The sequence below is a fragment of the bacterium genome (assembly GCA_021158245.1).
In the GTDB taxonomy this organism is placed as follows: domain Bacteria; phylum Zhuqueibacterota; class QNDG01; order QNDG01; family QNDG01; genus QNDG01.
Map to the genome: position 1 here is coordinate 97,348 of JAGGVB010000058.1, position 12,277 is coordinate 109,624.

The 12,277-nt window shown below is 39.3% G+C and carries 12 protein-coding genes; all 12 read left to right on the top strand.

From position 1 onward, the window contains the following. Positions 1-588 (top strand): SpoIIE family protein phosphatase, encoded by a 588-nt coding sequence (locus J7K93_03455; GenBank protein MCD6116050.1) that lies wholly within the window; start codon positions 1-3, stop codon positions 586-588. After that, the gene (locus tag J7K93_03460) at positions 561-2,996 is read left to right on the top strand and encodes a PAS domain-containing sensor histidine kinase (protein ID MCD6116051.1); all 2,436 of its coding nucleotides are present in this window, start codon (positions 561-563) and stop codon (positions 2,994-2,996) included. Before J7K93_03455 ends, J7K93_03460 begins: the two co-directional genes overlap by 28 nt. Beyond that, positions 2,993-3,454 (top strand): response regulator, encoded by a 462-nt coding sequence (locus tag J7K93_03465; GenBank protein ID MCD6116052.1) that lies wholly within the window; start codon positions 2,993-2,995, stop codon positions 3,452-3,454. The genes J7K93_03460 and J7K93_03465 overlap by 4 nt, the downstream gene beginning before the upstream one ends. Next, positions 3,447-4,865: a response regulator gene (locus J7K93_03470; GenBank protein ID MCD6116053.1), complete on the top strand. Its 1,419-nt coding sequence runs from the start codon at positions 3,447-3,449 to the stop codon at positions 4,863-4,865. Before J7K93_03465 ends, J7K93_03470 begins: the two co-directional genes overlap by 8 nt. Before the next feature lie 236 nt (positions 4,866-5,101). Continuing rightward, on the top strand, positions 5,102-5,605 hold the full coding sequence (locus J7K93_03475) for an HNH endonuclease (GenBank protein MCD6116054.1): 504 nt from the start codon (positions 5,102-5,104) through the stop codon (positions 5,603-5,605). A gap of 21 nt (positions 5,606-5,626) precedes the next feature. Beyond that, positions 5,627-6,607: a tryptophan--tRNA ligase gene (trpS, locus tag J7K93_03480; protein ID MCD6116055.1), complete on the top strand. Its 981-nt coding sequence runs from the start codon at positions 5,627-5,629 to the stop codon at positions 6,605-6,607. Between the two features lie 14 nt (positions 6,608-6,621). Next, positions 6,622-7,353, top strand: a complete 732-nt coding sequence (locus J7K93_03485) for a segregation/condensation protein A (GenBank protein MCD6116056.1) — start codon at positions 6,622-6,624, stop codon at positions 7,351-7,353. Continuing rightward, complete coding sequence (gene scpB, locus J7K93_03490; GenBank protein ID MCD6116057.1) at positions 7,354-7,971, top strand: SMC-Scp complex subunit ScpB; 618 nt, start codon at positions 7,354-7,356, stop codon at positions 7,969-7,971. Further along, complete coding sequence (locus J7K93_03495) at positions 7,952-8,686, top strand: rRNA pseudouridine synthase (protein MCD6116058.1); 735 nt, start codon at positions 7,952-7,954, stop codon at positions 8,684-8,686. The genes scpB and J7K93_03495 overlap by 20 nt, the downstream gene beginning before the upstream one ends. A gap of 1 nt (position 8,687) precedes the next feature. Continuing rightward, a complete protein-coding gene (locus J7K93_03500) occupies positions 8,688-9,356 on the top strand; it encodes a (d)CMP kinase (GenBank protein MCD6116059.1) in 669 nt (222 codons plus the stop codon). A 19-nt stretch (positions 9,357-9,375) separates the two neighbouring features. Continuing rightward, positions 9,376-10,308 (top strand): 4-hydroxy-3-methylbut-2-enyl diphosphate reductase, encoded by a 933-nt coding sequence (gene ispH, locus J7K93_03505; protein MCD6116060.1) that lies wholly within the window; start codon positions 9,376-9,378, stop codon positions 10,306-10,308. Beyond that, positions 10,281-12,277: 30S ribosomal protein S1 (locus J7K93_03510; protein MCD6116061.1), on the top strand; the 1,997-nt coding region annotated here is incomplete at its 3' end. The genes ispH and J7K93_03510, both read left to right, overlap by 28 nt.

Below are 12,277 nucleotides of genomic sequence, written 5' to 3' on the forward strand. Positions count from 1 at the left end.
ATGATAAATGTGGAATGCAGCTATTTCATACGACCACTTGAAAAACCCTTTAGCGGGGATGCTGCTTGTGTAATCAAAACCGAAAAATGCATATACTGTTTTCTTTTTGATGTGCTCGGGCATGGTAAGGAGGCATGGGAAAGTGCTGAAATATGTGTCGACATTGTAAGAGAACACTACAATCATGATTTTGTTCATCTTGCTGAAATTATCCATAAAAGGCTTAAAAAGGATCACCTTCGCGGTACTGTTGCAGGATTCTGCAAAGTGAATACTTATACCGGTTCCATGTCATATCTTGCATTTGGTGACGTGGCTTTAAAGCTATTTGGTAAAAACAAAACTGACTTTATTCCTTTTAGAGGAATTATAGGGGAAGTATACAGAACTCCTGCTGTAAGAGATGTTTCCCTGTCTGAAGGAGATATCGTTATTCTGCATTCCGATGGAGTCCATAATCTTATATCAGAGAGGCAGTATCCGGGTTTATTGACTGATTCTGCTGATGTTGCAGCTAAATCTATTGTTGATTTATTCGGCAGGGAAACAGATGATGCTTCATGCATTGTACTAAAGGTGAAGACGTGATTACGATTGGGAGTATAATTATTGAGGATTCCCTTGCCCTGACTGAAAAGAGAGTAAGGATAATAAGACTGGCAGAGGATCTGGGATTTTCAACAATAACTGCTACAAGATTGGCTACTGCTGTTTCTGAAATTATTAACAGGGCTCTTGAAAAGAATAGTGCTGCAGTGCTGAGTGCTTTAATCGGGGAAAATGGAGAAGATAGCAGTTTTATATTTGAAATAAAAAGTAGAAAACTGAATAGTTCAAATTATTCGGATAATATTCTGTCAATTCTTGACAAAGTTGAGGAGTATATAGACCAACAGGGATTTAGAGTATTCAGAGGATTCCGCACTATTCCGGGGACTAAAGATTTCTCTGATAAGGGATTTATTGACAAACTTAAAAATGATTTTACAAGCCTTACCAATGATGAAGCGCGTAATATAGCTGAATCTGCTCACAAAAAGCTGAAATCTGTGTTTGATTCAGCTACCCACATTTCAATTATTTCCACTGATGTTGATGGAGTTATAACATTAATTAATTCCGGTACCGTAAGAATGCTTGGGTATAATCAGAGTGATTTGACCGGAAAGATAATGGTATCAAATCTTTTTATTGAGCACGAGCTTGAAGCGCGGTCAATAGATTTTTTTAGGGAAACAGGGCATTTTGTTAAAGGGTTTGAACTTTTTACAGAAAGAATACGACGTTATGATCAGGATGACTGGGAGTGTACGTATGTAAAAAAGGACGGCTCACAAATTATTGTTAATCAGATTGGTACAGCTATCCGTAATAATGAGGGATGGATTACAGGCTATCTGTTTGTTTCTCAGGATATAACAAGAAGAAAAGAGGCTGAGCAGGAGGTTTTGCGTCTTGCTTCAGTTGTCAAGCAGGCAAAGAATACTATTGTTCTTACAGACCTGGATGGTAATATTGTTTATGCGAATCCTTTTTTTGAAAAGACCTCGGGTTATACTGTAAAGGAAGCTCTTGGCGAGAATCCGAGAGTATTAAAATCCGGTATTCAGGATGATGCATTTTACAAAGATCTGTGGGATACAATAACACGCGGCAAAGCCTGGAATGGTGTATTTATTAATAAACGGAAGGACGGATCGTTATATCATGAGGAAGCCACAATATTCCCGATCATAAACAACAAAGGACAAATTATTAATTATGCTGCAGTTAAGCAGGATGTCACAAAACGTGTTGAAGCGGAAAACGCGCTTAAGGAGAGTGAGGAGAATTTAAGCTCTATTACATCTTCTGCTCAGGATGCAATTATAATGATAGATGAGAACAGCAGAATTACTTTTTGGAATCCTGCTGCTGAGAGAATTTTCGGGTATCAAAGTACAGAAGCTCTTGGTGAGGATATTATTAATTTAATCATAATGAGTAAATACAGATCTGTCTTTCGTACAGGGATAAATAGATTTAAAGATAAAAAAGCAGAATTGATTGATGAACGTGTTACTGAAATACAGGGTGTCAGGAAGGATGGTGATGTATTTCCCGCTTCACTTTCATTCTCTTCTGTAATGATTAAAGGTATGTGGAACGGAGTAGGAATAGTCAGGGATATTACAAAACAGAAACAGGCAGAAGAAGCGCTTAGACAAAACATGGAATCTTTAAAAGAGAGTAATGAAGAAATAAAACGTTTTGCTTACATTGTATCCCATGACCTAAGAGCTCCTCTTGTTAATCTGAAAGGTTTCTCGAGAGAACTTAAAAGAGGTATTGAGGTTCTTGACCCCATAATTAAAGCGGCCATTGAAACCCTTGATGAAAAAAGCAGCCGGGAAATTAAATTTGCTTATGAGGAAGATATACCTGAAGCTCTTGAATTTATTGAGGCTTCTGTTGAAAAAATGGACCGATTTATAAGTTCGATTCTTACTTTGTCCCGTATCGGCAGACGGGAATTAACATGGAGAAAAGTCAATATTAAAGCAGTAGTTGATGAAATTGTAAAAACGTTGTCACACCAGATCACAGAGAAAAATATCACTGTTAAAACAAAAAATCTTGTAAAAATAACTGCAGACAAAACATCAATTGAACAGATTTTCGGCAACCTTCTTGACAATGCTGTTAAATTTATGGATACAGATAAGCCCGGATTGATTGAGATACTCCATGAAGAGGATTCCAAATTCCACAAATTTTCTATTTGTGATAACGGGCGGGGAATTGCAGAAAAAGATATGGAAAAGGTGTTTGCAATTTTTCGGCGCGCAGGAAAACAGGATAAACCGGGTGAGGGAATGGGAATGGCATATGTACAGACACTTGTAAAAAGACATGGAGGCATAATCCGGGTTGAATCGAAACTTGGCCAGGGTACAACATTTTTCTTCACAATATCTAAAAATCCGGATAAATCCGGAGATTTAACGGGAGTATGATGAATAATCAGGCGGCAGCTACAATACTTATTGTTGATGATAATTACGGGCATGCAAGGCTAATAATAAAAAATTTAAAAAGGTCAGGTTTAAAAAACAATATTGTACATCTTGATAATGGAAGAAGAGCTTTAGATTACCTATTCGGCGAGGGTGAATTTGAGGGAGAAGAACATATAAGAGATATCGTGTTGATATTGGATTTAAACATGCCTGTAATGGACGGGTATCAGGTACTGAAATTTATGCGGTCTGATAAGAGAACCAGACATATACCGGTAATTGTCCTTTCCACTACAGATGACAAGAACGAAATATCAAGATGTTATAACCTCGGATGTAATCTGTTTATGACAAAACAAATAGGGTGTGACGATTTTGAAGATACAATAAAAAGGTTGGGTCAGATATTCTCCACAGGAGAGATTCCCCGGATAAAGGATGATAAAAATGGGTAAGAAAGAGAATATTTATGTTCTTTGTATAGAGGATGACAAAGCTACTGCTTCTCTGATTAAAAAATGCCTTGAGAGGTACGGATTTGATGTTGATCTTGTCTATGACGGTAAGCAGGGTTTAATGATGGCAGAAGCGAATAATTATGATGCAGTTACTGTTGACCACAAAATGCCTGTTTATGACGGGCTTGAAGTAGTGAAAAAAATGTCGGAGAAAGGGCTTGACCTGCCAATCATTATGGTTACAGGTAAAGGGAGTGAAGCAATTGCAGTAGAAGCAATGAAGATAGGTGTGGCAGATTATGTTGTAAAGGATGTTGATGAAGGATACCTCAGCCTACTCCCTGCAGTAATTGAAAAGGCTATTGCTATTAAAAAGATGGAGAGGGAAAAACTTGCTGCTGAAAAAGCCCTTGTAATAGAAAGAGAACAGTTGTTAAGCATTTTTGACAGTATGGATAGTGCTGTGTACGTAAGTGATCTCAAAACTTATAAAGTTCTGTATGTTAACAAGCATTTAATGAATGTACTTAAACGTAACTCTGTAGGGAAATTGTGTTACAAGGAATTCCAGAATAAAGATAAACCGTGTGAATTCTGCACTAATGAAATCCTCCTAAAGCAACATGGAGAACCATATCATTGGGAGTTTTATAATAAAATGCTCAAGAGAAACTATCTGCTTACAGACAGAATAATAAAATGGCCGGGCGGAAAGGATGTGCGGCTTGAGATTGCAGTTGATATTACAGAGCTTACAGATGTAAAGGATAAACTTTTTCAGGCACTTAAGGATAAGGACGCTCTGCTGAGAGAGGTCCATCACAGGGTAAAGAATAATTTTGCCATTATTTCAAGCCTATTAAACCTGCAGATTGGGAAACTGGACGATGAAAAGACAAAGGAAGTATTAATTGAAAGCAGGCAGAGAATTAAATCCATGGCAGCGATTCACGAAAATTTGTATGTCTCAAAAGAAATGGCAGATATAAATTTAAGAGAATATCTGAGAAAATTGACTGTTGATCTATTTAAAACATATAGAATTGATTATGAAAATGTTGTACTTGAATATGATGTTGATGATATTACTCTTGATATTGACCATATGATTCCATGCGGATTGATCGTTAATGAACTTGTTACCAACGCCCTTAAGTATGCTTTTCCTGTGAATTTTCAGGGAAAAGGTATTGTGAAAGTTACTGCTTCGATTGAGGATGAAGTTGTTAAATTGTCAGTGGCAAACAATGGAGAACCCATCCCGGATGACTTTGATGTTTATCACACAGATTCACTCGGCCTGAAACTTGTTAAAATCCTGGCTGAAGATCAGCTTAGCGGCAGACTTGAACTTAAAAGAGGGGACTGGACAGAGTTTATTATTACATTCAGAAAATATGTTAAATAAAAAATAACTTTCTGTATGTAATTTCAAGCGGAGAGCAAGTCTTTTTCAAAAAAAGTACTGCTTTGCTGTCAGGTGTAGATTTTTTACTGTTTGAACTGTATGTAAAGAGAAGAATAAACCAATCAGGCTATCCCGAATATACTCTGTTTTACTTATCCAAAGCACAAGAAAATGGCTTGCTTATATGCTTATTTTTTTGTAAATTTAGGATTAAATTTAGGGTAGGTGGTGTCAAAATGTTGGAGAGCAGAGTTTTAGTGCTTAATCAAAATTACGAGCCGTTAAGCGTATGCAGTGCAAAACGGGCTGTAATTTTACTATATCTCCATAAAGCGGAGATGGTTGAGCGTAACCATGACATTATTCATTCTGTCAGTGTGTCAATTCCCCTCCCCAGCATAGTACGCCTGAGTGATTATAAAAGAATACCCAAGAAGAGGATTGTTCTCAGCAGGAAGAACATTATCCGGCGTGACAATCATAAGTGTCAATACTGCGGGACTTCTGAGGAACCTCTGACTGTTGACCACATTATACCCCGCGTCAGAGGCGGTAAGGATACCTGGGAAAACCTGGTGTGTGCGTGTATGAGATGCAATACAAAAAAGGGTGACAGAACCCCTGAAGAAGCTGGTATGAAGCTGTTGAGGGAACCAAAAAAACCGAGTTACCATTTTTTTATTCAGCATATTGTAGGTACGCCTGATGACAGATGGAAGCCGTATCTTTTTATGAGCTAAAAAGGCAGGATTGGGATTAATATGGGCAAAAGGATTTTAAGCGGTATGAGGCCTACCGGCAAGCTTCATCTCGGAAACTATGTAGGAGCACTTGAAAACTGGATTGAACTTCAAAATCAGTACAACAGCTTTCACATGATTGCTGATTATCACATGCTTACAACTGACCTGCAGCATACGGATAAAATATGGTGCAATAGTGTGGATGTTGTTATTGACTGGCTGAGTGCAGGCCTTGATCCTGAAAAAAGCCCTGTTTTTGTTCAATCTCATGTAAAGGAACATACGGAACTAACTTTGATATTTTCCATGCTGGTAACAGTAGCACGCCTGCAGAGAAATCCCACATTAAAGGAGCAGGCAAAAGATTTAGACATCGGTGCAAATATGGTATACGGCTTTCTGGGCTATCCTGTTCTGCAGGCTGCCGATATCCTTCTTTATAAGGCAGATGCAGTCCCTGTCGGTGAAGATCAGGCTCCGCATGTTGAGATAACAAGAGAGATTGCAAGGAAATTCAACTCTCTGTTCGGGGAAGTTTTCCCTGAGCCGGAAACGCTTCTCACAAAATTTGCGCGTCTACCCGGCCTTGATAATAAAAAGATGAGTAAATCCCTGAATAATTCTATTGCGATTTCAGATTCTCCTGAAGATATCGAAAAAAAGATAATGAGAGCATATACAGACCCTGCACGAATCAAAGCAACAGACCCGGGGCATCCTGAAGGGTGTGTTGTTTTTGCATATCATAAAAAATTCAGCCCTGATGATTGTGCAGAGGTGGAACGCCAGTGTAAAATGGGAGAACTCGGCTGTGTTGCACATAAAAGAGCAGTGGCAAAGGTGCTGAGCGACAGGTTTGAATCTTTCCGCAGCCGCAGAGAGTATTATATCGAACATAAAAATGAAGTATTTGAAATCATAGAAGACGGCGACAGAAGAGCAAGGGAAGTCGCCGAAGCCACAATGAAAGAAGTACGAAGAGCTATGAAAATGGGGTAACAAAAGTAAATAATATTTATACAAAGAATGACAGTTATAAAGTCAGACTGGAAAATTTTGAGGGACCTCTTGACCTGCTGTTACATCTGATAAGGCAGCAGGAAGTAGATATCTACGATATTCCTATTGCTGACATAACCAAACAGTATCTGGAGTATGTTGGCCTTATGAGGGAGCTGGATCTTGAAGTTGCAGGTGAATTTATTTTAATGGCTGCTACTCTAATCCAGATAAAAGTAAGGATGCTGCTGCCGCGAGAGAGTCTGGACGAGGAAGGTGAGGAAGAAGACCCGAGAGCGGAATTGGTAAGGCAGCTCCTTGATTATCAAAGATTTAAAGAGGTCTCGGAAGATCTTGGCGAGAAAGAAGACAACAGAAGGCGCTACTTTACACGATCTTATTTTGAATGGGAAAAACAGTACGAAGAAAAAGAGATTGTTCTGAAAGATCTGAATCTGTTTGATCTTCTGACCGCTTTTAAGACTGCACTTGATAATGCTCCCAAGGTGGATTCCCATACAGTTACAACTGTTATTGTTACTATTGAAGATCAGATCAAGTTGATTGAGGAGAGGCTGGAATCTGATAACAGAATACCATTCGGTGAGCTTATGGCGGAATTTAAGGAAAGAATTGTAATAATTGCTACTTTTATGGCAATTCTTCATCTTATCAGAGACAATAAAATCAGAATACAGCAGGCATCATTATTCAGTGAGATATATATTTTAAAGAGGGGCGCTTGATTGGCAGGTATTGACGGAGAATATTTAAAGCAGATTGTTGAAGCGTTGATTTTTGCTTCGGATGAACCAATTTCTGCTGAACAGTTGAAAAAATATATTGAGGATACATCTGTAAAAGAGATTAAAAAGGCAGTTGATCAGCTTAATCTTGAATATTCCCAGCAGAACAGATCTTTTCAGATTACTATGCTTGCAGGCGGTTTTCAATTTGTAACGAGAGAAGATTTTGCCCAGTGGGTAAAAAAACTTTTTTATAAAAGGATCAAACAGAGGCTTTCCCAGGCTGCGCTTGAAACACTTGCTGTCATAGCTTTTAAGCAGCCGGTTTCAAACAGCGATGTTTCTGCAATTCGCGGAGTAAACTGTGACGGAGTTTTAAGAACTCTGCTTGAGAGGAAACTTATTACTATTTCCGGACGTTCAGACGGCCCCGGAAGGCCGCTTTTATATAAAACAACTAAAGACTTTTTAATTTATTTTGGGATTAACTCTTTGGCGGATCTCCCCAAACCAAGGGAAATCGAGGAATTGTTAAAAGACAAGGAGAATCTTCCGGAAGAAGCTTCGGAAGATGTTACAGCCGCCATTTTAAACAGTAATGATAATTCAACTAAATAAATTTCTTGCGCTGTGCGGTGCAGCATCACGCAGGAAAGCAAATTTTCTTATTCAGCAGGGCCGTGTTCAGCTAAACGGAGAGAAGGTAATTCGTCTTGGTGAAAAGGTTGATGTCAGCAGAGATACAGTTTTGCTCGATGATAATGTTATTTCAATACCAACATCCTATCGTTATATACTTTTAAATAAGCCTGCAGGTGTTATTACATCCTCAGTTGATTTCAGAGGCAGAAAAACAGTACTTGATATAATTGACGTTACTGAACGTATTTTTCCGGTCGGCAGGCTTGATCTCGATACGGAAGGTGTATTAATTCTAACGAATGACGGTGATCTTGCATACCGCCTTGCACATCCGCGGTTTGAAGTAGATAAAATTTATGAGGCCGAGGTCCGCGGCAGGGTTTTACCCGATATTATTGCAAAGTTAAAAAATGGCGTGGAAATTGATGCTGGTGTTATTGTATCCGGTGAGGCCAGGATTATTACCAGTGGAGAGGATAAATCCATAGTTGAGATCAAGATACATCAGGGGAAAAAACGCCAGATTAAGAGAATGATGAAAAAAACAGGGCACCCTGTGCAGTATTTAAACAGAAAAGTTTTTGCAGGATTAACAACAGATAGCCTGAATAAAGGAGAGTGGAGATACCTTACGCAAACAGAAGTAAGCATGCTCTATTCTCTTGTGGGGCTTGTTAAAAGAGCAGGTTGAAATGAATATCAGAAGCGACATTATTACAATAGACGGGCCTGCAGCTTCAGGCAAATCAACAACAGCCCGTATTGTTGCACAACGCCTCGGCTGGCTCTATCTTGATACAGGAGCAATGTACAGAGCAATGACAGTAAAGGTTATTGATTCAAACATTTCTTTTGATAATACTGAAGCAATAGGAAGGGCAGCAGAAGATACAAAAATAGACCTTATTCCTTATGGTAACGGAACCCGTGTATTTATTGACAAAACCGAAGTTACAGAAAGAATACGGACGCCTGAAATTGACAAAGCAGTGGGGCCTGTGTGTGAAGTAGATAAAGTCCGTTCAATTCTTGTTGCTCAACAGCGAGCCATAGGATCAAAAGGCAGGGTAGTAGCAGAAGGCAGAGACATGGGCACAGTTGTTTTTCCTGATGCAAAATACAAGTTTTACATGGTAGCATCTTTAAATGACAGAGCATTAAGAAGAAAAAAAGATCTGGAAAAACAGGGGATTGATATTTCACTTAAAGATTTAATCAAAGATATCGAGCGGCGAGACAATCGTGACAGTTCCCGCTCGAACAGCCCTCTGACAAAAGCTGACGATGCGGTTTTAATTGATACTTCAAATCTTGATATTGAACAGCAGGTTAATCTTGTTATTAAAAGGGTTAAAGGCTGAAGAAGTACGAAGGCGGTAAATGGAAATAGTTATTGAACAAAAATCAAAACCATGCCCGGGAGTGGAAAGGGCCATATCTCTTGTTGAGGAAGCCATAGGAAGAGGCGATAAACTTTTTTCTGTGGGTAAATTGATACATAACAGGAGAGAAGTTGACAGGCTGAGAAGCATGGGCATGGAAGTGATTGACCGGAGCACACTTGATAAGAGGTCTGAGGCAGACAAGATGGCAGAAATGGGTTTTCTTATCAGAGCACATGGAGAGATCCCTGATGCAATAAGCAAGGCCCGGAAACTGGGAATGGTTGTAGTTGATGCGACATGCCCCATTGTTCAACATTCACAGGAAGTTGTTGAGCAGAATGTACGTGAAGGATGGGCTGTTATAATTGCCGGTAAGCATGAGCACCCTGAAGTTGAGGGGCTGCTTGCCCGGGCAAAAGGGAACGGTATTGTTGTATCAAGTGTTAAAGAAGCGGAATCAGTGAAAACGAGTGACAGATCCATATTACTTGCGCAGTCAACAATTGACGGAGAGCTTTTTGACAAAATCAGAGTAGAGTTAAATAAACGTGTAAAGATACTTAAAATTTTTGATACTACGTGCAGATTTATAGGAAACAGAAGAGAAGAGGTACGTAAATTTGTAAAAGATTTTGATACTGTCCTTGTTGTAGGTGGCAGTGATTCTTCAAATCTCGGGCTGCTTTTTACTACGGCAAATTCTATTGTTAAAGATTGTTACAGAATAGAAGGAATTAATGATATCGACCCCGAGTGGTTTAAAAAAACTCAGCGTCTTGGTATTGTTGGGGGAGCATCTACGCCGCGTTGGCAGATGGAAGAGATAAAGGCATATATTGAAGAACAGCAAAAGGAAAATAACCCGAAAGGGTTAAATAATAGAAAAGGAGGAACATTTAAATGGTGGATTCGGAAAAACCGAAAATGATGGACGAACAGAGCCAGGAGGACGAAAGTGTTATGAAAGGAGGTGAAAACCAAACGCCTGCTCCTGAGGAACCAAGTGTTGAAAAGGCAGAGGCATCCAAGCCTGAACAGACATTTGATCAGGAAGACAACCCGTTCCAGGATGACCAGGAATATTCAGATGAAGAGTACAAAAAATTCGTAGAGCTTTATGACCGTACTCTTGCTGATATTCGTCAGGGTGAGATTGTAACGGGAAGAATTCTTGCAAAGACTGATAGTGAAGTTTTAGTAGATATCGGGTTTAAGTCGGAAGGTTCTATCCCTATTGAGGAGTTCAATGATCCCGAAGAGATTAAAACGGGCGAAGAGATTGAGGTTTTTTTAGAGAATATTGAAGATACTGACGGCCAATTAATTCTCTCAAAGAAAAAAGCCCAGTTTATGCGTTTGTGGGATCAGGTTGTGGATACGTTTCATCAGGGAGGAACTATTGAAGGTAAATGCGTACGCCGTATTAAAGGAGGTATTGTTGTTGACCTTCAGGGTGTTGACGCATTTCTGCCCGGTTCTCAGATAGATGTAAAACCAATCAGGGATTTTGATTCCCTTATTGGTAAAAATTTTACCTTTAAAATTGTAAAAGTTAACAGACCACGAAGAAATATTGTTGTATCAAGAAGGGCTCTTCTTGAAGAGAGTTTAAAAGAACAACGCAAGGATGTCCTTGACGGGCTTGAGAAGGATATGGTATTGGACGGTGTTGTCAAGAATATTACGGATTTTGGAGTATTTGTTGATCTTGGCGGTGTTGACGGCCTTCTGCATATAAATGATCTTTCGTGGGGAAGAATTCGTCATCCTTCAGAGATTGTAAAGCTTGATGAGACAATCAAAGTTGTTATTCTGGATTTTAACGATGCAAAAGACAGGATTTCTCTTGGAATGAAGCAGCTTACGCCGCATCCGTGGAAGGGTGTTGAGGAGAAATATCCTGAAGGTTCTGTTGTCAGCGGGAAAGTGGTTTCTATTACTGATTACGGTGCATTTGTTGAACTTGAGAAGGGTGTTGAGGGTTTGATTCACGTTTCTGAAATGTCATGGACACGGCATGGTATGCATCCTTCAAAGATTGTCAGCGTAGGTGAGACTGTTGAAGTTAAGGTGCTGAATGTGGATAGGGAGAAAAAGCGTATTTCTCTCGGATTGAAACAGCTTACTGCTGACCCGTGGCAGGAAATTGAAGAGAGATTTCCTGTGGGAACAAAAATTGCCGGTACTGTCAGGAATATGACCAACTTTGGTGCATTTGTTGAAATCGAGGAAGGTATTGACGGGTTAATTCACATCTCTGACTTGTCCTGGACAAAAAAGATCAAACATCCGAGTGAAGTTCTTAAAAAGAGTGATGAGATTGAAGTGATGGTTCTTGATATCAATAAAAAAGAACGCCGTATTTCTCTCGGTTACAAACAGTTGACTGATGATCCGTGGCCGGCATTTGAAGAAGCCTATAAAGTAGGCAACGAGACTTCAGCCACTGTACTCAGGTTTGTGGATAAAGGTATTATTGTTGAGCTCCCCCTTGGTTTGGAAGGTTTTGTGCCTATTTCACAGATGATAGAATCTTCTATTGAGAAAATTTCAAAGAGCATTAAGGAAGGCGATGAATTAAATCTTGTTGTAATTGAATTTGACAGGAAAAATAAAAGAGTTGTCCTTTCACAGAAGAAAATAGAAGAAAAGAAGAAAAAGGACAAGGAAAGCAGTGAGAAGAAAAATGTTGATGCTTTTCTTAAGGCCAGGGAAGAGCCGGCAACTCTCGGCGAAATTGCTGGAGAAAAACTGAAAAAAGCTTCTGAAGAGGTTGAAAAGAAAGAAGAAAAAGCAGGGAAACAATCTGAACCGGAAACTTCCGTGGAAGTGAAAGAGGAAAAAGCAAATGAAGAAGAGTCTTCAGAAGAAGAAAAAGATCAGAAAGAAGAATCTTC